The 19,845-nt window shown below is 60.8% G+C and carries 13 protein-coding genes and 4 pseudogenes; 6 read left to right on the top strand and 11 right to left on the bottom strand.

The genetic code is table 11. The features are described from left to right. Window positions 1-34 precede the first annotated feature (34 nt). Window positions 35-720 (top strand): annotated as a pseudogene (locus RH90_RS24790) (Tn3 family transposase). Between the two features lie 317 nt (window positions 721-1,037). Then, window positions 1,038-2,087: a glycoside hydrolase family 19 protein gene (locus tag RH90_RS18870; protein ID WP_157134729.1), complete on the top strand. Its 1,050-nt coding sequence runs from the start codon at window positions 1,038-1,040 to the stop codon at window positions 2,085-2,087. 279 nt (window positions 2,088-2,366) lie between these two features. On the opposite strand, the gene RH90_RS18865 is transcribed toward RH90_RS18870, so the two are convergent. Both RH90_RS18865 and RH90_RS22770 read right to left on the bottom strand, forming a co-directional pair. Further along, entirely contained in the window at window positions 2,367-5,573 is a 3,207-nt protein-coding gene (locus RH90_RS18865; protein ID WP_010188058.1) for a PAS domain-containing hybrid sensor histidine kinase/response regulator, read from the bottom strand. Between the two features lie 796 nt (window positions 5,574-6,369). Continuing rightward, window positions 6,370-6,639, bottom strand: a pseudogene (locus tag RH90_RS22770) (integrase core domain-containing protein); the annotation flags it as partial. A gap of 206 nt (window positions 6,640-6,845) precedes the next feature. Here RH90_RS22770 and RH90_RS18860 point away from each other — a divergent pair. Together RH90_RS18860 and RH90_RS18855 are read left to right on the top strand one after the other, a co-directional pair. Beyond that, entirely contained in the window at window positions 6,846-8,624 is a 1,779-nt protein-coding gene (locus RH90_RS18860) for a sensor domain-containing diguanylate cyclase (RefSeq protein ID WP_010188056.1), read from the top strand. Then, complete coding sequence (locus RH90_RS18855) at window positions 8,624-9,016, top strand: response regulator (protein ID WP_010188055.1); 393 nt, start codon at window positions 8,624-8,626, stop codon at window positions 9,014-9,016. The genes RH90_RS18860 and RH90_RS18855 overlap by 1 nt, the downstream gene beginning before the upstream one ends. Window positions 9,017-9,355: 339 nt before the next feature. On the opposite strand, the gene RH90_RS18850 is transcribed toward RH90_RS18855, so the two are convergent. The 9 genes and pseudogenes from RH90_RS18850 to RH90_RS24370 form a co-directional block, all read right to left on the bottom strand. Continuing rightward, the gene (locus tag RH90_RS18850; RefSeq protein WP_010188052.1) at window positions 9,356-11,818 is read right to left on the bottom strand and encodes a glycoside hydrolase family 3 protein; all 2,463 of its coding nucleotides are present in this window, start codon (window positions 11,816-11,818) and stop codon (window positions 9,356-9,358) included. A gap of 167 nt (window positions 11,819-11,985) precedes the next feature. Continuing rightward, complete coding sequence (locus tag RH90_RS18845) at window positions 11,986-13,089, bottom strand: LacI family DNA-binding transcriptional regulator (protein ID WP_232280421.1); 1,104 nt, start codon at window positions 13,087-13,089, stop codon at window positions 11,986-11,988. Further along, window positions 13,065-14,105 carry an L-glyceraldehyde 3-phosphate reductase gene (mgrA, locus tag RH90_RS18840; RefSeq protein ID WP_010188048.1) on the bottom strand — a complete coding sequence of 347 codons (1,041 nt, stop codon included), beginning with the start codon at window positions 14,103-14,105 and terminating at the stop codon, window positions 13,065-13,067. Before mgrA ends, RH90_RS18845 begins: the two co-directional genes overlap by 25 nt. Before the next feature lie 5 nt (window positions 14,106-14,110). Next, the gene (locus tag RH90_RS18835; protein ID WP_232280420.1) at window positions 14,111-14,536 is read right to left on the bottom strand and encodes a GlcG/HbpS family heme-binding protein; all 426 of its coding nucleotides are present in this window, start codon (window positions 14,534-14,536) and stop codon (window positions 14,111-14,113) included. Between the two features lie 616 nt (window positions 14,537-15,152). Further along, a complete protein-coding gene (locus tag RH90_RS18830; protein WP_010188043.1) occupies window positions 15,153-15,905 on the bottom strand; it encodes an SDR family oxidoreductase in 753 nt (250 codons plus the stop codon). A gap of 333 nt (window positions 15,906-16,238) precedes the next feature. Further along, window positions 16,239-17,420: an ATP-binding protein gene (locus RH90_RS18825; protein ID WP_010188041.1), complete on the bottom strand. Its 1,182-nt coding sequence runs from the start codon at window positions 17,418-17,420 to the stop codon at window positions 16,239-16,241. Between the two features lie 220 nt (window positions 17,421-17,640). Then, window positions 17,641-17,829, bottom strand: coding sequence for a hypothetical protein (locus tag RH90_RS18820; protein WP_010188039.1), 189 nt, complete (start codon window positions 17,827-17,829; stop codon window positions 17,641-17,643). A gap of 7 nt (window positions 17,830-17,836) precedes the next feature. Continuing rightward, entirely contained in the window at window positions 17,837-18,076 is a 240-nt protein-coding gene (locus RH90_RS23600; RefSeq protein WP_157134728.1) for a hypothetical protein, read from the bottom strand. 407 nt (window positions 18,077-18,483) lie between these two features. Further along, a pseudogene (locus RH90_RS24370) lies at window positions 18,484-18,753 on the bottom strand (hypothetical protein); the annotation flags it as partial. Window positions 18,754-18,865: 112 nt separating this feature from the next. On the opposite strand from RH90_RS24370, the gene RH90_RS18815 reads away from it, so the two are divergent. Together RH90_RS18815 and RH90_RS24705 are read left to right on the top strand one after the other, a co-directional pair. After that, on the top strand, window positions 18,866-19,417 hold the full coding sequence (locus tag RH90_RS18815) for a divalent metal cation transporter (protein ID WP_010188037.1): 552 nt from the start codon (window positions 18,866-18,868) through the stop codon (window positions 19,415-19,417). Between the two features lie 308 nt (window positions 19,418-19,725). Beyond that, a pseudogene (locus RH90_RS24705) lies at window positions 19,726-19,845 on the top strand (integrase); the annotation flags it as partial.

Raw genomic sequence — 19,845 nt, 5'->3', positions numbered from 1 at the left:
GGCTCATCGAGGGGGTAGCGCGCATCACGACCAGATGCTCGACATAAGCGCCGTCGGCGCATCGCGACCCGCGATCCGAGTGACAGATAACACCGGGGCCGGGTCTTTGCCGCTGCGCGGCCATTGTCATCGCCGCCAGCGACAACTCGGTCCGCATATGATCACGCACCGCTGGAACAACGTCGTTTGCGTTCTATCCGCAGCTGAGATGAAGCGCCCAAATGAACCTCCAAAACGTTGGATTATCCTTTCGCAGCCGAGCGTTTTGAGACAGTTTACGCTGCGCTGGTTTGAAGATCCGCCGCTACGTCGCACCATCACCGCCGAACTGAACAAGGGCGAGGCTTGCAACAGCCTGGCCCGGGCAGTTGTCTTCCACCGGCTCAGCCGCACTCGCGATCGTGGCTTGGAAAATCAGCAGACCCGCGCGGCCGCGCGCACCTTGTCACCGCCGCGATCATACTATTTAACTGCCGCTATCTCGGTCGCGCCGTTGAAGAAATGCGCCGTCGCGGAACGCCGATCGATCCGGCGATGCTGGCCCGCCTGTCGCGGCCGGGTTGGGACCGTATAAATCTCACCAGCGATTACGTCTGGTCCGATCGCCTCGATCTCGACGCCAACGGCCTCATGCCAATGCTAGCCAGCCTCTATCGTGAATCTGTGTCCGAGTCATGCACAGGGGCCTTCTTGAGCAACACAGATCATCTCCATCAATAAAACGCCGGCTGGGGCGGCTACCGCCTCCGGCCGGAGGACAGCTATCGTTTCTTGTCATTCAGTCGCAGGAAAGTGGCTACCGTGAAAAGGATGTCTTTATAGAAGGCGCCATAAAGCTCGATGGGGTCGTGAGCAATAGTGATGTTTCTATTGCGAATAAATTCTCTGTTTTCGGAGAAGGTTAGTGCTAGGGCGTAATGCTATCTCAGTTCCGCTTCCATGCGGCAATGTTTCAATATAATTAAAAGCGTTACTACCGTAGCCGCAATAACATTGTGGATTGCAAAATAGTCTGTACGATAATTGAGAAGGCCAAAATGAGCGTCTTCGAATCATCTCATAATCAGGAGTTCACGATGTCGCGTATGTATGTCATACAGCCTGGAGATACTCTTTTTGATGTGGCCGCTCGCGAGCTCGGTGACGGCAGTCTTTACACAGGCATCACGACAGAAAACGGCTCGCCTGTGGACGCCAGTCAGCTTCAGCCAGGTCAAACTGTAATTCTTCCAAGCGGAGCAGCTTCGGTTTCTTCACGGCAGCCGTATACAATGCAATCCGGCGACACGCTTTTCACGATTGCCCAACGCCTTTTGAGCGACGGCAACCGATACACCGAAATCACCAGTGCGGACGGCTTGCCGCCTGTCCCGGAACAACTCGAGGTCGGCGACATTGTATACCTACCGGGCGAGGCGGCACCTGCGCAGCCGGCGCCTGGACCGGGCGCGCATCCCACAAACGACCAAGGGGGCTTTGCCCGCATCGTCTCTCGAGACCTATTCTCCAGGCTCTTCCCCAACCCCCATCCGATCTACACCTACGATGCGCTATTAGCCGCAACGAAAGACTTTCCGCTGTTTTGCAATGAGGGGTCGGCCGAGCTGAACAAACGCGAGGCAGCTGCCTTTCTTGCAAACGTGTCGCACGAGTCAGGGGCCCTGCAGTTTGTTGAGGAGCAAAATCCGCCAATCATTTACTGCGAACCCGCCAGCGCGGCGTTTCCCTGCGCTCCTGGCAAAAACTATCACGGCCGTGGGCCCATTCAACTATCGTGGAATTTTAACTATGGTCAATGCGGCGAGGCGATCGGTGTAGACCTGCTTCAGCAGCCCGAGCTTGTTTCGCACGACGGCAAAACGGCTTTCATGACCGCGCTGTGGTTTTGGATGACCTCTCAGCCGCCAAAAGCGTCATGTCATGCCGCAGTGCGTATTGATGGCTTTGGCGCTACAATCAACATTATCAATGGCGGCCTCGAGTGTGGAGCGGCTTTTCCCAATCCGCAGGCGCTGCATCGGATCGAACTTCATCAACAATTCTGCGGTCTTCTGGGTATCGATCCAGGTCCGGCGCTTCAGTGCTAAATGAGCATCACGTTTGAATGATACGCCGCCGTGCCCGGTCGTTAAATCGGCCGGGCATGTGATCGGCGCCCAAAGCGGAACCTGATTTAAACGAGGAGACTATCCATAATCCTCTAGAAAATGGGTTATGAATGAGTCCCGATCGGAGCCGAGCGAGCCCCCTGCCTCGGTCAAGATTCGAAGCACGATCAATAGCTTGGCAATAATCTGCCAGTGTGCCACTCTGGGCGCCGATTCACACGTCTCGCGTTGTCAATGATGCTGCGCTCTCGTTTGTAATCATGGATCGTCGAGGGCCGCCCGAATCTTCTCGCCCAGCTGATCAACCGAGAATGGCTTCCCGATCAGCTGGACGCCTTCGTCAAGTACGCCGTTGTGCACCACCGCGTTCCGAGTGTAGCCCGTCGTGAACAGGATCAAAAGATCGGGACGCATTGCGCGCGCTGCTTCGGCCAATTTGCGCCCGTTCACGTCGGGCATAATGACGTCGGTGAATAAAAGGACGATCTCCGGATGCGCTTCGAGGAGGCGAAGGGCGGACGCCGCCCCGTCCGCCTCGATTACACCGTACCCGAGTTCGAGCAGGGCATCGACGCTGAACTGACGCACTGCAGCTTCGTCATCGACCACAAGGATTACTTCGCGGTCATCCCCAACGCGCACGGGTCGACCAGACGACGGAGCGACCTCTTCGTCACTAGATCCAAACAGTCGCGGCAGATAGATCTTCACCGCCGTGCCCTGCCCGGCTTCGGAGTAGATTTTCACGTGCCCGCCTGACTGCTTGACGAATCCGTATACCTGGCTGAGGCCCAGTCCCGTGCCCTTTCCGACCTCCTTGGTAGTAAAGAACGGATCGAACGCCTTCGCGATCACCTCGGGAGGCATCCCCGACCCGGTATCGCTGACGGCGATCAGAACATATTGTCCGACTGGCACGCCAAGGTGAGCTGCGGCATAGCGCTCGTCCAAATGGGCGTTTTGCGTCTCGATGGTGAGCCGCCCGCCCTCCGGCATCGCATCGCGCGCATTGACCGCAAGATTGAGAATGACGTTTTCGAGCTGGTTCGGGTCGACATGCATTCGCCATTGCCCCTCTGTAAGGACGGTCTCCAGCCGCACGTCAGCACCAAGCGAGTGGCGTAGGAGATCGGACATTCCGGCGACCAGCTTGTTAGGATCGACGCGCTCGGGCTGGAGCCGCTGCTGGCGCGAGAATGCGAGAAGACGCTGTGTAAGCAGTGCCGCGCGTTTTGCTCCCTCCGCGGCGGCCTCGACATACCTCAGTGAACGGGCATCACCGTCACCTATGTGTCTCGAGAGCAGATCGAGCGATCCGATGACGACCGCGAGCATGTTGTTGAAGTCGTGCGCGATGCCACCCGTCAACTGGCCGACCGCCTCCATCTTCTGGCTCTGCCGCAACGCGTCCTGCACCGAAGCAAGCTCGATCGCAGCCTCCCTTTCGGCGGTGATGTGCCGCCCGGTGGCGTAGATTAGGCCCTCCTCGGCGGTTGCCACCCACGAAATCCAGCGAAACCCACCGTCGCGGTGACGATAGCGGTTCTCGGAACTGCGCCCGACACCCTTCGCCAGCAGCGCCATCCCTTCACGGGTCTTCACTTCGTCTTCCGTGAGGAGAAACTCGAACAGCGAATGCCCGACCATCTCGTCGATGCTCCAGCCGATCGTCGCCCCGACCGACGGGCTCACCGCCCTGAAGGTGCCGTCGAGGTCGAGCACGAGAAGGAGGTCCTGCGAGTTGCGCCACATGCGGTCACGGTCGGCCGTGCGGTCCGCCACCTCCTGCTCTAGCGTGGCGTTCAAGCTGGCGAGCTGCTCCGCGGTCCCTTTTTGGTCATGAATATCGGTGTTCGTGCCAATCCAACGCACGATCTCGCCCGCCTCGTCGCGGATCGCGATCGCGCGCGCCAGGTGCCACCGGTATTTTCCGTCTGCGCGACGCAGTCTGAACTCGGTCTCATACGTCTCGCCCGACGAAAGCGACGCTGCCCAACGCTCGCCCGCTGCCGCGGTGTCCTCCGGGTGGACCATGACGGTCCAGCCGGTACCATCCAGCGCGCCGACCTGGATTCCGCTGTAATCATAGACCCGCTGGTTGAACCAGTTGAGCATCCCGTCCGGAGAGGATGCCCAGACGTGATTCAGCATGGCCTGCGCGAAGGTGCGAAACTCCGCCTCGCTCGCGGCGAGCGCCGCCTGCGCCGCTTTCCGCTCGGTGATGTCGACGAAGGTGCAGATTGCGCCGGTCAGCACGCCATCAAGGATGATCGGCTCGGCGCGATACTCTACGGGGAAGCCGGTGCCATCTGCACGGAAGAAAAGCTCGTCCAGGATATGCGCAGAGACGCCCGTCGAGGCTGCACGATAAATCGGACAATCCTCGCGAGCGTAGTGGCGGCCGTCCGGGTGGGTGTGGTGGATGACACCGTGAAGCGCGCGGCCGATAACCGCGTCGCGGTCCTCGAAGTCGAGCATCTTGAGGAACGCCGCGTTGCACAGGGTCGTAAGGCCGTCACGATCGACCGCATAGAACGCCTCCGACGTCGCATCGAGCACCTGCGCCGAGGACGCTTCGGAGGCCAGCAGGGCATGCTCGGCAGCGACACGTTCGGTGATGTCGTAACCGCCGACAAAGATGCCGGTGATCACACGGTCATCGTTACGGACCGGCTCATAAACCAGATCAATGAACCTGGGCTTGCCCTCTCCCGCAAGGCTTATCGGGAGAGCGCGAGCGCTGAACCTTTCGCCGGTAGAATAGACTTGGTCTAGCAGTTCGTAAAACCCTTGTCCTTTCAGCTCCGGAAAGACGTCGCGCACGCCTCGCCCGAGGAAATCGCGTTCTCCCGAAATCGTGACGTATGCGTCGTTCACGTATTCGTAGACGTGGTTGGGCCCGGTCAGCATCGCGACGAACCCTGGCATCTGGCACAGCATCGCCTGATGGCGCTCCTGCTCGGTCGCCAAGCGACGCGACGCGGCCACCTCCTCCGTCGTCTCGACACATGGACAGAATAGCCCGACCACTGTGCCCGAATTGTTGCGGATCGGCGTGTACGAAAATGCGAAATGGGCCTCTGCCAGCCCTTTGCCGCGATCAAGATACAACGTGATGTCGTCCATGTGCACGGAGTCGCCCGCAAAGACCTGGTCGAAGAGCGGGATCAGGTCGGTCGCAACCTCGGACCAAACCTCAAGAAAGGGCTTTCCTAGAGCTCCCGGATGCTTCCCGCCGAGCAATGGCGCGTAGGCGTTGTTGTAGATAAGCGTGCGTTCCGGACCCCATGCGAGGAACATGGGCTGACCGGCCTCGAGCAGGACGGCGACCAGGGTAGCCATCTGCAACGGCCACGAGGACGGGTCCCCGAGCGGCGTCAAGGTCCAGTCGTGTTGACGGACGCGCTCCCCCATTTCGCCACCGCCTCGCAGGAAGGGGACATGGGCGGCGTTATCCAAGGTCATTCGAGCGCTCCTGAGTCATCGATCAAACAACGTCGACAGCGGGTATCAACTTCGAGACCAGGCTGACAACCCGGGCAGCATTCGAACTTGACGATCATCAAGGAACGGGACGCCGCCTTTGATGCCGCTTGCCCCTCCTCCAGTTCCCGGAACACCATCGCAGTGTATTATCACCTGTCCCAACAAGAAACGCGGCATTCCCTTTTTACGTTACCTCATCAACACCACGATGCACAGATCACCGCGATCGCAGGGACCTCGCGGTGGCCGCCACTGCCGTTCGAACAGCGCAGTTCCTCCCTAAGGTGGGAGCGCCACTAGAAGCGAATGACGTCACTCAATGGCGCGCCACACTGGTGCGCAACGATTCGATAAGAGACAGGCAAGCAGTCAGCCGTAAACATCGGCAAGATCAGCAAGCCAGCCTGCGAGGGTCGCCTCGCGTACGCGCGACGTTCCCGACATTCGTGATTCGACCGCTACCCGGGTTATGATCGGCCTGGAACGAACGGCGGCAGGATTGATCGGTTCGAAGAGCTTCATCACTGCTGAACGGGCGGCCACCCTCATGACGGTGACCGCCACTGCAGCAAGGTTGCTACCGAAATAAGGTTGGTCTCTTCACGTCGTAGGTTCGCGGTACGGTCGATACGTGCGCCAGCCGACAACAGGTCGCGTACCCGGTGGCTTGCTACGAAATCGGTTCCGAACCGATCGATCTTCGCTGCGAGGAAGACGCTGCTTCGCGATTCCCGGGTTACCACCACTGATGGTCCCCGTACCCGTGGACACGGTTTTAGACCATTTGTCGTTCGGCCTGTTCCGGGGTCCTGTATCTGGGAGCGGAGTGGATCCGCCGTCGGTTATAGTAGCCTGCGATATGTGCGAACAGATCGCGTTTTGCATCCTCGCGGGTCGCCTATCGCCGCTGGGGAGCAAGTTCGACCTTAAGCGTGTGGAAGAAGCTCTCCATGGGCGCATTATTGTAGCAGCAAGCCGTCCGGCTCATGGATGGTTTAGCTTTCATCGTAATGAGTTGCTGGCCGTACGTCTCCGAGGCGTATTGGCGAGCTGCTCGTAATCGGTCGATTCTTCAACGTTCGACATAGGCTTCATCTGAATGGTTTGCGCCGACACGGTGACACCAACCTACGATTGACCGGGCGAGGAGATGCAAGAGGCGAACGCGATTGTTTGGCGTCCTGATAGGCAAGAGCTGAGGCGGCCTCGCAACAAAACTTCATCTTTACTTTCTCGGCGTAAGCCGAGCGCATGGGCGGCGAGGCATCAAATCAGATTGCTACGAAATCAGTTATCGCGACGTCCGTCGGCTATTTCGTCGTCGCAGCAGCGACCGTTTCAACCACCCGCTTCGACGGTGGAGTGGCCTTCCTCTGGGTCGCTACCGCTTTCCTTATCGCGAGGCTGGCAACGCTGCGGCCAAGCGCGTGGCCCGCGCATCTGTTAGCGTGCGGAAGCGCGGGCGCGGCGGTGACCGCGCTGTTCGGACTTGGAGTAGCAGCGGCAGTGCCGCTAGCGATCGTCAATCTATCCGAAGCCGTCATCGCCGCCGCGTTGCTGAGACATATCCAGATACCCGAGCATCCGCTGGAGTCGATGCGTTGGCTGGCGGGCTTTGTGCTTACAACCGGGATGCTCGCGCCTGCAGTGAGCGGCGTCGGCGGTGCGTCAGTCGCTGCGATCATAACTGGCGCAGATTTCACCGCGTCATTCGCGAGATGGTTCGCGGGACATTCGCTTGGGTCGCTGACGTTCACGCCCCTATTCATGCTCCTCTTCAGGGATGATTTCCGAGGGTTGATCAGAGCGACGACCCGCAAGCGTGCGGCGGAGACAGCAGTGCTGCTGCTTCTTGTTGTCGGCATGAGCTTCGCCGTCTTCGATCAGGACAGCATGTCGCTCCTGTTCCTGCCGTTCCTTCCCGTGATCTTCGCCACGTTCCGCGGCGGACCGTTGACAGCCGCCATGGCGGTCGTCCTCCTGACTATTGTCGGATGCACCCTCACTTTGCAAGGTTTGGGACCGATCAGCCTGCTGCATGGTACAATGGGCGACCACATGCAGTTCCTCCAATTCTATCTCGCCGCGACTGTACTCACCGTGCTGCCAATCTCGGCCGACTTGGCGAGGCGCAGCAACCTGATCCGCGAACTTCGAGACAGCAAGGCGCGTTACCGTATGCTGGCCGACAACTCGACGGACATCATTCTCAATCTCGACATTGACGGCCGCGTCCGCTTCGTATCGCCCTCCATAACGCAGCTGGGCGGGTTCGAGCCTTCGGACCTTGTGGGACAGAACGCTGCGCTGCTCGTAGTGCCTGAAGATCGTCCTTCGGCGGCCAAGTCGCATGTTATGACCCTCCGCGGTGGCGGCGCGATGGTCAGTTTCGAATACCGAGCATTCACCGCGAGCGGCGCAGAGCGATGGTTCGAGACCCACAGCCGCGCAGTGTGCGACGACGCCGGGGTCGTGGAAGGCGTCGTCAGCGTGCTTCGCGACATATCCGACCGTAAGGTGATGGAAACGCAACTGTTCCATGCGGCGCTGACGGATCCCCTCACTCAGCTTCCCAACCGCCGAGCATTCAAGCTTGAACTCGACGGACTCGTCGAACACGTCGACCCCACACGCTCGTTCGGGTGCGTCGCTATGTTTGACTTCGACCACTTCAAGCAGGTGAACGACAACCATGGGCATGAAGCGGGCGACCGCATACTTCGCGAGTTCGGACGCATTGCGATGGCGACCGTGCGGGGCGGCGATGTCGTAAGCCGTATCGGGGGCGAGGAGTTCGCCGTCCTCCTTCGCCACGCCTCGCTCGAGCAGGCTGTGATTGTCTGCGAACGGCTAAGGATCGCCATCGAGGAGATGGTAATCATGGTCGACGGGCGACCAGTCCGTGTGACCGCGAGCGGCGGGGTCGCCTCGATCGACGCCGGAGGCGCTGAGGGTGTATTACGAAGCGCGGACGCGGCGCTCTACCAAGCGAAACGTGACGGTCGAAACCGGCTTCGGCTCGCGGCGTGATGAGGCAGCTGCGCTTTCTCTGCATCGAGGACGACGCACTCAACCGACGGGTCCTGAGCGACATGCTCAACGTGGCCGGAGCAGTGACGGACGAATGCGTTAACGGTGAGGATGGCCTCGCACAGCTCGACGCCAAAGAGTTCGACTGCGTTCTGGTCGACTTGCGGATGCCCGGCATGGATGGCCACACCGTTATCGAGCGCATCCGTGGGCGCGGCGACGCGAAGGCGCGCCTTCCGATTGTCGTCATCACCGCGGAGGGTTCGGGGCCTGGCACGGTCCGCTGCTTGCACTCCGGCGCCGACCGAGTGCTCGGTAAGCCGGTCGTCATGGACGAGCTGTTCAAGTGCATCGGCGAGATCCTCGGCGCGGGAGGGGCGCTCGTCATGTGACTGAGCACAATTAACCGCGTCGCAGATCGGCACAGGCCGGAATGTTTTTCGGTAACAACGCCTGCCCAACAGCGCCCCTCGTCAGACAGTCATGCCTACGATGGACTTGGTCGCAGGCCCCTTTTCGGCAAAGGGTCCCGCTTTTTACCCTCGTTATCCCGGTCGCGTTTGGCGAGCCGGTCGCATCGGTGCGGTCGCAGCTGTTCAACGATCGCGCAATCACCGCCAAACTCGCCTATGTATGTCCTGTGGGAGGCAAGCGAAAAACGGGGCGACACGGAAAAGGCCGGCGGCGCCATCTTGCGCCCTCAGCCCTTGGTCGCTCCGAAGACGTTTGCTTTAGTTTGCGGGGCAGGTCGTCCCGGCTTTGTTCTCGACCAACCGGGCGTCGATCAGATCGAGGTCGAGCTTGCCGTCGGTCTTCAGCCCGATAACTGTATGGGCCTTCTCGAAATCCTGGCCGACGAAGCAGGGCAGGCCCACTTCGATGTGGTTGGCCCCGGCATGGAGCAGTTTTGCGATCGGCAGCGCCGTGTCGCCCACGACAAGTTGCACGGACGAGGGGGGGGGCCCGTTCACAGTCAGGGTCAGGCTGACGAGCATCGACCCATTGGCCTCGCGCGAGATATCGGACGGGGCCGCGGCGGCGATGTCGATGCCGCCTTCGCCCTTGCCGCTCCAGGCGAGATGAAGCGCCTTGGGATCGCGCGGGCTCGGGGCGGCGGTGATCGCGGTGCCGGCGGTGACGGGCTTGCCGGTATAGTTGATGCGTGTGGTGCCGGGAGCGCCCAGAGACAAACCATAGCCGTTCCAGAAGATGCCCTTGGTGAAATAGACGTCTTTGTCGCCATATTGCACAGAAGTCTTCACCTCCGGCAGGCGCGCCGTCTTGGCGTGTTGAGCATAGATCAGGCCGAAGCCATAGGCGAATTGCGGATCATAGTTCGCATCGCTAACATTGAGTGGGGTCTGGTCCGGCCGCTTTGGCCAGGAGAAGCTGAGCTTGCCGCGGAAATCATGCTGCGGCTTGCCGTCGCGTCCGGCGAGGAGCACGTCGGCCACGCCCGCGCCCTCGGATCCCGGTAAAAACGCGGCGACAAATGCGTCCGACAGGTTAATCTGCGGGTTCACATAGACGGGCCGACCCGACAGCAGCACCGACACGACCGGGACACCCTGCGCCTTCAGCCGCTTGAGCAGTGCCAGGCTTTCGTTATTGCCGTGGTGGAGAGCAACATCGGTCTGATCGCCCATATATTCGGCATAGGGCGTCTCGCCGAATACCACGATCGCGACATCAGGCTTGGTGGTGAAGCTGCCGTCAGCAGAGAGCGTGACGGTGCCGCCGGCCCCTTTGGCTTCGGCCTCGATGCCATGATAGAGCGAGGTCGCGCCGGGGAATTCGCCGGGGCCATTGTCATTGCCCTGCCACGATAGCGTCCAGCCGCCAGTCTGCATTGCGACATTGTCCGCTCCTTCGCCGGCCACGAGGATGCGCGCGCCCGGCTTTATCGGCAGTAGAGAGCCATTGTTCTTGAGGAGTACGAGCGACTTTTGCACTGCCTCGCGCGCTACCGCGCGATGTTCGAGCGTGCCGATCGGCTTGAAGGTGTTGGGGCGATCTTTGGGAGCCGCCTCGGTCATGATCCCGGCGCGGAACTTGACGCGAAGCACGCGGCGCACCGCATCGTCGAGGCGGGCCATCGTGATCTCGCCCGACTGCACCTCGTGGATCATGTTGTGGTAGAGCGCCTTCCAGTCGGTCGGCACGTTGAACACGTCGACGCCCGCGTTGAACGCGATGGAGCAATCCGACAGCGTGCAGCCCGGGATTTGCGAGTGCGCGTTCCAGTCACCAATGATCAGCCCATCGAAGCCCATGCGCGTCTTCAGCACATCCGTCATCAGCGCCTTATTGGCGTGCATCTTGATGCCATGCCAGCTGCTGTAGGAGGCCATGACGGTCTGGACGCCAGCGTCGATCGCGGTGACATAACCAGCCGCGTCGACCGTGCTCAACTCCTTTTCGGAGACGAGCGAGTTGCCCTGATCGCGGCCATAATCCGTTGATCCGTCGCCGAGGAAATGCTTGGCGGTCGCGCTTACATGATCCTTGTCGAGGAAGGTCGCGCCGTTGCCTTCGAGGCCCTTCACGACCGCGCCCGCATAATCGGCCACGATACGCGGATTTTCCGAATAGCTTTCGTAGGTGCGGCCCCAGCGATCGTCACGCGCCACCGCGATAGTGGGGGCGAAGGCCCAGTCCATGCCGGTGGAGCGCACTTCGGCCGCTGTCGCGGCGCCGATGCGGGTAATGAGGGCCGGATCGTGCGCGGCGCCGAGGCCGATATTGTGGGGGAAGATCGTGGCGCCGAAGACGTTGTTGTGGCCATGCACCGCGTCCACCGCCCACATCAGCGGGATGCGAACATGGTTGACGCGCGGATCGATCGAGGCCTCCCAATAGGACTGAATCATGTCGACCCAGTTCTGGAGCGTGGCGTGCTTGTCGCCCTTGGGAAAGGAGCCGCCGCCATTCTCGACGCTGCCGATATGGTAATCACGGATGTCGTCGGGCTTGACCCAGCGGATTTCCGGCTGGAGCGTCTGGCCAACCTTCTCCTCCAGCGTCATCTGCTTTAAAATGTCTGTGATCTTCGTTTCAATAGCGGGATCGAGCGCGATGGGCGAGCGCGCGGTCGGCCACTTCTCGGGATGGACCAGCATCGGCGCCAGCTGTGCCGGGGCCTGCGGCGTCTGCGCATAGGCGCCGACGCTACCGGCGCCGATGGCCGCGATCACGGCCAGCCGGGAAACGAACCGCGCACGTGTGACACCAACCCTCACCATCATTCTCCCATCGCATCACCGGGGCCCGGCCTGGTAATGAACGCTTGCCTATCATAGCAATTTCGGGGTCGCCAGATTTTTATGGTAACGTTTTCATCGATACAATTGATGAGCGGCTTTTAGCCAAGGCGCGGGGCCGTGCTCTGCCGAATGACGAGGCGGTGGGGCAGGATTTCAGTCCACTCGCCGGGCTCGTCGGGCGTGTCCATCGCTCGTAGCAGGCGGCGGGCGGTGCGCTCCCCAATCTCGCGCGCGGGCTGGGCGACGGTGGAAAGCGGCGGGTTGGCAGTGGCGGCATAGGGGCTGTCGTCGAAGCCCATCACCGACAGATCGTCCGGTACGCGCAGCCCGAAACGCGGCGCAACGCTCATGATGCCGAGCGCGATGTCGTCATTGGCACAGAACAACGCGGTCGGCCGCGTCTTGTCCGCCAGCAGGCGATGCGCGGCCCCGACGCCGCCCTGGATGCTGAGCTCCGAATGGACAAGGCGATCGGGCACACCGGTGATCCCGGCTTGCGTCATCGCATCGACGAAGCCGCGCTCGCGATCCTGCGTAATCAGCGATCCGCGCTCGCCCGAGACGAAGACGATGTCGTTATGCCCGCTGTCGAGCAGATAGCGCGTAGCGTCGTGCGCGGCCTGATAATTGTCGATATGGACGGTCGGCAGGCTGGCTAGATCCTCGCTAATCGGTTCCAGCCCGACCACCACGGGCAGGCGCGGGAAATTGTCCAGCTCCACCAGACGGCGACTGAACGGTGGCGAAGAGCACAGCAAGATCACCCCCACCACCTGCCGCGCGACCAGTAGATCGATGAAGCGGCTATGCCCCTGCTTCTCCGATCGGGATTCCATCAGGATCACCGAATAGCGATCGCCTAGCACGCTGCGGATGCCGTCGATGATGTCTGAAAAGATACTGCTGCCGACATTGTGGATCACCACCAGTACGATGTCGGTGCGACCCCGGCGGAAGCTCTGGGCGAGGAGATTGGGGCGGAAGCCGGTCTCCTCGATCACTTTTCGCACGCGCGCAAGGGTCTTGCGCTCGACCTTTTCCGGGGTGTTGATGCAGCGCGATACGGTGGAATTGGAAACGCCCGCCAGCCTGGCGACCTCGACGATCGTTGGTTTGGACAAGGCGAAACTCCTACAAGATGGCGTCGGCTCTTTATTTCGCGAACGGAGCGATCCGGTCAGAGGGTCGAGGAGACCTTCCAAAGATCGATCTGGCCTTCCTGGGCGTGGACGTCGATCTGGGCCAGTTCCTCGGCCGAGAAGGCGAGGTTGTCGAGCGAACGTAGCGTGTCGGAGAGCTGCTCCAAAGTGCGCGCGCCAACCAGCGCGGAGGTGACACGTGGATCGCGTAGTACCCAGGCGATCGCCATCTGCGCGAGCGTCTGACCGCGGCGCTTGGCGATTTCGTTGAGGGCGCGGATGCGGGCGATGTTGTCCTCGCTGATCAACGACTGGCTGAGCGAACCCTGCTTTGCGGCACGCGCGTCGTCGGGTATGCGGTTCAGATACTTGGCGGTCAGCATGCCCTGCGCGAGCGGCGAGAAGGCGATGCAGCCGGTGCCCAAATCTGCCAGCGTGTCGAGCAACTCCTCCTCGATCCAGCGGTTGAGCATTGAATAGCTCGGCTGATGGATGAGGAGAGGCACCTTGTGTTCGGTCAGGATAGCGGCAGCCTTCCGCGTCAGCTCCGGCGAATAGCTCGAGATGCCGACGTACAATGCCTTGCCCTGCTGGTGCAGCGTGGCGAGCGCGCCCATCGTCTCTTCGAGCGGTGTCTCCGCATCGACGCGATGCGAATAGAAAATGTCGACATGATCGACGCCCATGCGCTTCAGGCTTTGGTCGCACGAGGCGAGCAGATATTTGCGCGATCCGCCGACATCGCCATAAGGCCCCGGCCACATGTCCCAGCCCGCCTTGGTGGAAATCACCAGTTCATCGCGGTGGCCCCGGAAATCGGTCGCCATCACACGGCCGAAATTTTCCTCCGCCGATCCGTAGGGCGGGCCGTAATTGTTGGCGAGATCGAAGTGGGTGACGCCGTTGTCGAAGGCGTGGCGCAGCATCGCGCGGCCGGTTTCGAACACGTCATCACCGCCGAAATTCTGCCAGAGGCCGAGTGAAATTGTCGGCAGCTTCAGCCCCGAACGGCCGGCGCGTCGATAGGGCATGGTGTCGTAGCGGCTGGGCGCGGCGGCGTAGGGAGTGGGAAAGGCCATGGTGATCAGTCTAGTGCGTTAAGAATAGCGGTGATGCCGATCTGAGCGATTTCGAGGTCTTCCTCGCCCGACAGGCCGCTGATGGCAACGGCGCCGACGCATTCACCCTTGTGGAAAACGGGTGCGCCGCCATCCCAGCCGACATAGCGCGTGTCGCCATGATAATGGACATCGGATCCGTCGGCCTGCGCGTTGCGGCCAAGATCGCCGCTGAGCCCGCGCACGCGGGCGGCGGTATAAGCCTTGTTCTGTGCGATCACGATCGGGGGTAGGGCGCAGCCTTCGGTCCGCCACAGCGCGATGAGTTCGCCGTGGCTGTCGCTGATCGCGATCACCCCGGCCTTGCCCCGGCGCTTTAGCTCGTCACGGCAGGCATCCATGCCGATGCGTGTTTCGGCTTCTCCCAAATTCCAAACGGACTGCATAATCATCCTCTTATGGTAACGTTTTCACCCGCATAGCAGACACAATGCCGGCCGACAATTGCTCCCAAAAACGGGCGTAGGGGCTGGATCGTGCCACTATCCGCTTGCGGCGATGCGGCTTCGCAAGCGCGACTGGCTCGGGCATGACGGCGGGACTTTGAGCATCGATCGAATCAATCGACTGACCGACCGTCGCGGGAGTGCATTCGTGTGCTCTACGCCCATTAAAAGGGCGGCGAGATCGCCATGCGGCTCGGCGTCTCCATCGCTCGGGTTAACCAGCATCTCAAGGCCACGCGCGAGCGGCTAGGGCTTCACAGCGAAGCCACAATCCGTTTTTGTTACTTACGGCGATCTCGGCAGGTTTCCATCGGCTCTGATCGGCGTTGTTGATGGGCGGGCCAATGAGGCTGTGCTTATCTCAACGCCCTGATCGGTAACGGCAGCTTCCCACAACCTATCGCGGTTCCGGCCGCAATCAAGCGCGTGCTTTGCCCGAAAGCCGACCTTCCGCTGTCGAGCGGAAAAGCGGACAGGCAAAAATCGCCCAAATTCGGACGGAGACGCACCGTCGCTGTTCGAATGCGACGGCGCGCGATGTCGGTAGGAACGCTATCTGACCTTACGAGAACAGAGGTCGAAACATTTCATGGAGCGGCGGTAAGAATTTTTCGGCCGCGGTGCCCAATCCGGATTTTACTTGGCGCGTCAGGTCGTCGGCTATCACTTCAAATACGCCTGCCTCGATGCCGTCATATGCCTGGGCAACAATGCTTGCCGGACTGGCCTTCGGTATGTCGTATTGCACCGTCATCGGGGTGTCGACCACACCGACATACAAGCTGATCACCTTAATGCCTTGACCTTCCAGCTTCATCCTCAAACCGTTGGTTGCCGATCCCAGTGCCGCTTTTGACGCTGCGTATACGGTGGGCAACGGGAGCCACGCCGCCAGGGAAACGATGTTCAGTATCGTCGCGTTGCCGTTGGCGGCAAGAACCGGGGTAAACGCTTTGGCAACCCGAAGCGGACCAAAGTAGTTCGTTTCAATGATTAGCCGGGCTTCATCTTCCGATCCGAACAGTGAATCGGCCGCCGGAGCGATGCCCGCGTTATTGATGAGAATGGTAACATCGGACGCCACCGCCGCCGTCTGCGAGACGGACTCGGGGTCGGTGATATCGAGTTTGAGGGGGTGGATACGGGCGTCCGACCAATCTCTGGGCGTGCGGGCCGTCGCATAAACCTTTGCTGCGCCGCGCTCCAGCGCCTGCCGTACGAACTGCTCACCAAGACCGCCATTGGCGCCTGTGACGAGGACATTGTGCCCCTCCAGGCTAGGCCCGTCCGCGCCCGACTGTTCATTATTTTGCATCTTCGACCTCGCTGCATTGCCGTCTCCCGTGAGGCGCACGGCAGATTACAAAATGATGTCAGTATTCTCGATGGGCTCGTCGCTGCGGTAGATGGAGCGTTATACAAGCTGGCAAGCGTCATACGTTCCCGCAGCCCAGTCCCGTTAAGCCATCTTTTAAGAAAGCCGGCGGCGCTTGACTACGTCAGTTATCCGCATCCGTTTTCCCGAAAGCGGACCGACGGCTCACCACCCATCTTACCGAGATGCCGACCTTACGCTTCGGACGGGTCCGCCAAGAAATACAGTTCTGATAGCGCGGCATCGCGACTGATCAGAGGTAACCAATCAAACCTATTCGGTCATGGTGGGAATGGCCCGACGCATGAACGCACCGAACATCGGCACGGTGAACGCTGTCTCGCCGTAGCCCGGATTGTATATCATTCCCTTTGCAATCAACGAGGCCCGCACGGGACCGAAGCTCGACGACTTCCGCCCGAGATGGTCGGCGATGGCAGTCGAGGCAAAGGGCCCCTCCCCTAAATCCGCCATGCCGCGCAGATAGCGCTTTTCAGCCGGCGTAAGCCGGTCGAAGCGCACACGAAAGAAGCTGTTGTCGAGCGCCGCGATGGCGGTCGGGTGCGCAAGATCAACATCCGCCACTGTGATCGGGCAAGCGTCGGCGGCGTCCCAGCATTGCTTGCCCCATTCCTGGAGGAAATAGGGGTAGCCCTCGGTAACGGTGATGATTTGCGCGACTGCAGCAGGCTCGATCGTGCATTCCTCCGCCTCGATTGGATGGACGATGGCGGAACTGGCCGCCGCGGTGCCGAGCGGGCCGATACTGGTGAACAAGAATAAGCGTTCGGCATAGGACTTTGCTTTGCCCATCTGTCCGGCCAGTTGCGGCAAGCCAGCGGCGACCAGAGTGATCGGGCGGTCGTTCTGGCGGGCGCGGTGAAGCGCGGTAATGAGAGCCGCCAGTTCGCGCTCGGGCACATATTGCAGCTCGTCGATGAAAAGTACGAGCGCCGTATCCCGCTCAGCGGCGGCGGCTCCCGCCAAATCGATCAGGTCGATCAAATCGGCGTCGAGATCACCATTGTCCGCCACTCCTATCTCCCCCAGGTCGAGCGACGCCTCGAGCTCGCCGTAACTCAGCTTAAACGCCTTGACGAACCGCGCCAGGGCACCCAGCCCGCGTTTCGCCAGCGTCATTGCCGCCTGACCACGATCGAGCTTCAGCATGGCGGTGCGGAGTGCGGGTACCAGCATCGCGGGTAACGACTGGCCTTCGGGCGCTTCGATCGGAACGCTCAGGATGCCCTCGCCTTCGGCCGCCCGGCGCATGGCGTTGAGCAGCACCGTCTTGCCCACCCCGCGCAATCCCAGCAGGATCATGCTTTGGGCATGACGACCGTTACGAATACGGTCGAGTGCGACGGCGACCGCTTCCAAGACGTCTTCGCGGCCCGCAAGCTCGGGCGGACGGCTGCCGGCGCCTGGCGCGAACGGGTTGCGTCGTGGATCCATTCTAGCGCTTTTATATGGTTCTAGCGGTTATCATAGAACTTAGTAATACCATTATAGACTACTACGTGCCAAGGGTGTATACCGATTTCTTGCGGGTCTTGAAAACAGCCAATGAGCAATATTCGTCACCGGCTGGCCACGCGATGCTCAGCTGAACGGTTGCGGTAGGCGACGATCGGCATGCGCCAGCAAAGGTGTACGATTGATGGTCCGGGCGATATCAGACTAGGCTTGCCTTTGCCGCCAGGTTCACGGCCGCCCTGCCCTGCGTCTCTTCGATGGAACGCGCCATCGCCTCCCAGACGACCGCCGAACGCTCATGCATTTCCCGACGGTTTGGCAAATTAGTCGTTGCAGCTGCCGCGCGCTGGGCTGCGGCATTGGCCAGATAGATGTCGATCAGCGTCATCCCAGTTCTATCGCCCAAATTCTCCGATGCGTCCAATCGGACGCGACAGCAGGGTCGTGCAAAGGCTCCCTCCGGGCTCACCTTCGCCGCGATCAGACTGCGCGATCACGCGGGGTGGCATAAGCGGCGGATGCTCTGCGGAACGATACTGGTGATCGCGCGCCGGATAGGCCGGTTGATGGATCCCGCTTGTTAGCTGTGCGCCATTCGCGATGTTCGTCTTGATGACATACATCATGATCGGCATCTTTGATCCGGTCGTCAAACGAGGCATCCATCCCGCTTACTGGTAGGGCGAGAACACGGTGACACTGCCGCAGCTACTGACGGGCCCGATCGGCTTCAGCCCGCCCGTCCTCGCCTTTGCGGAAAGACTCTCTACCTGACTTCCAAGCGAATTGCCGAAGCCTCCGGTGGCCGCGGCGACAATTGAGACGGGCCCTTTGGAGGAAGAGGAGAACGGCCTCATTCCTGCCGCATCGACCTGCGTGACCGTCGTTGTATTCAACGCCGACTTTAACGAGCCGAATCGCCCGCAGCGGGAACACCGACAAAAGCGCAAATGACCCAAAGCCGAAAGTCGCGACCTCGCCACGGCGTCCCAGCTGCTGCCAGCGGCGCATCTCCCGGCCGAGACCGCTTGAGTGGGATCATCTACGGCCCGTTAGTATGGCCGCTATCATCTCTAGCACCACTTTGGCAGATTATGTTTCGAGGGCTGGCTGAGCAGCGCGTCGCAATGTGGGCAACGTGTCGGTGGTGGCCTAGCGAAGAGGTCGAGGATAGCCTGCCGGACGGCTGGCATGGTCGGCTGCGGCGTTGGTCCCCCGACTCTTTTTTCCGTCCCGCTGCGGTGAGGCGGCGGGACTTGAGGAAGGCGTAAGCGATCATCGTCATCAAGGCATGTCGGTGTAGGGGATACCAACAGCTCAAGAGAGACCTCGCTCAGTCAGCGCCTGGCGGAATGGAGCGCTCATGCCGTATCCCGCATCTGCCGAACGCAGCCGAAGCGCAGGCGCCGCACGAATGCGGTCGGATGCGGCTCGACACTTTTGGGGGCATGGCAATCTGCAATTTGGTGGCGATCGCGATCATGATCGGAACCGCGGCAACGCTGCATGCGGCGGGCAAGACCGATATCAACACCGCCGCGGACGCGGCACAGGCGCTCCGGCCGGTCGCAGGACAGTTCGCGTTCCTGCTGTTCGCGCTCGGTATCATCGGCACCGGCTTATTGGCAGTCCCTGTGCTCGCAGGATCGGCCGCCTATGCGGTCGGCGAGGCGCGCAACTGGAAGATCGGTCTCAAGCACAAGCCGTGGGACGCCATCGGATTCTATTCGGTGATAGGCGTCGCGACGCTCTTGGGTATCGCGATCGACTGGTCGCCGCTTGATCCCATTAAGGCCCTGTTCGGGAGCGCGGTGATCAACGGTGTTGTAGCGGTCCCGATCATGGCCGCGATGATGCTCGTCGTCGCGCGGCACTCGGCAATGAGGCAGTTTACGGCTACTAGATGGCTACTGTTTTTCGGTTGGGGAGCGACCCTCGTAATGGCAATTGCAGCACTCGCAATGCTGGCGCTCTGATCGTCACGCCGATCTGCATGGTTGAGCTATGACATAGGCGGCGCGCATTAGCGCAATTACCGTTTCTCAATTCACGTAAACGGAACGAAGTTCGGCTTCATGCCCAGCGATACGCTGCAGGGACGGCCATAATTGCATTGTTGACGATAGTCCCTTCGGTAACTCGTTCGGCAGCTTCCGTCAGGACCAGACGTTCACCGGGGAAGCATTGGACGCCCGGGTCTGGTCGGCAGGTGCCTCGAAGCATTCCTGCTTATCGGGCACCAAAGCGTTCTTCGGTCGGCCACTCTGGCCATCGGAGAATGATCATGGAGATGCCTGAAACCGAACCCACCGCGACGAAGCGCCCAGTCTGGAATGCGGGACGGACCGTCGGCGCGAAGCGCGCGCTGAAACCGAAGCAAATATGGGAGATCCGATTTTACCTT

It is taken from the genome of Sphingomonas sp. PAMC 26605, assembly GCF_000241485.1.
In the GTDB taxonomy this organism is placed as follows: domain Bacteria; phylum Pseudomonadota; class Alphaproteobacteria; order Sphingomonadales; family Sphingomonadaceae; genus Sphingomonas.
The sequence above is the reverse complement of the archived record's forward strand: the minus strand, read 5'-3'. Positions and strand labels throughout refer to the sequence as shown.

Excerpts from the sequence above, each read along its gene's own strand:
- RH90_RS18870 (WP_157134729.1), top strand. The coding sequence starts at position 1,038 with ATGAGCGTCTTCGAATCATCTCATAATCAGGAGTTCACGATGTCGCGT.
- RH90_RS18865 (WP_010188058.1), bottom strand. The coding sequence starts at position 5,573 with ATGACCTTGGATAACGCCGCCCATGTCCCCTTCCTGCGAGGCGGTGGC.
- RH90_RS18860 (WP_010188056.1), top strand. The coding sequence starts at position 6,846 with ATGGGCGGCGAGGCATCAAATCAGATTGCTACGAAATCAGTTATCGCG.
- RH90_RS18855 (WP_010188055.1), top strand. The coding sequence starts at position 8,624 with ATGAGGCAGCTGCGCTTTCTCTGCATCGAGGACGACGCACTCAACCGA.
- mgrA (WP_010188048.1), bottom strand. The coding sequence starts at position 14,105 with ATGGCCTTTCCCACTCCCTACGCCGCCGCGCCCAGCCGCTACGACACC.
- RH90_RS18835 (WP_232280420.1), bottom strand. The coding sequence starts at position 14,536 with ATGATTATGCAGTCCGTTTGGAATTTGGGAGAAGCCGAAACACGCATC.
- RH90_RS18830 (WP_010188043.1), bottom strand. The coding sequence starts at position 15,905 with ATGCAAAATAATGAACAGTCGGGCGCGGACGGGCCTAGCCTGGAGGGG.
- RH90_RS18825 (WP_010188041.1), bottom strand. The coding sequence starts at position 17,420 with ATGGATCCACGACGCAACCCGTTCGCGCCAGGCGCCGGCAGCCGTCCG.
- RH90_RS18820 (WP_010188039.1), bottom strand. The coding sequence starts at position 17,829 with ATGACGCTGATCGACATCTATCTGGCCAATGCCGCAGCCCAGCGCGCG.
- RH90_RS23600 (WP_157134728.1), bottom strand. The coding sequence starts at position 18,076 with ATGCCGATCATGATGTATGTCATCAAGACGAACATCGCGAATGGCGCA.
- RH90_RS18815 (WP_010188037.1), top strand. The coding sequence starts at position 18,866 with ATGCGGCTCGACACTTTTGGGGGCATGGCAATCTGCAATTTGGTGGCG.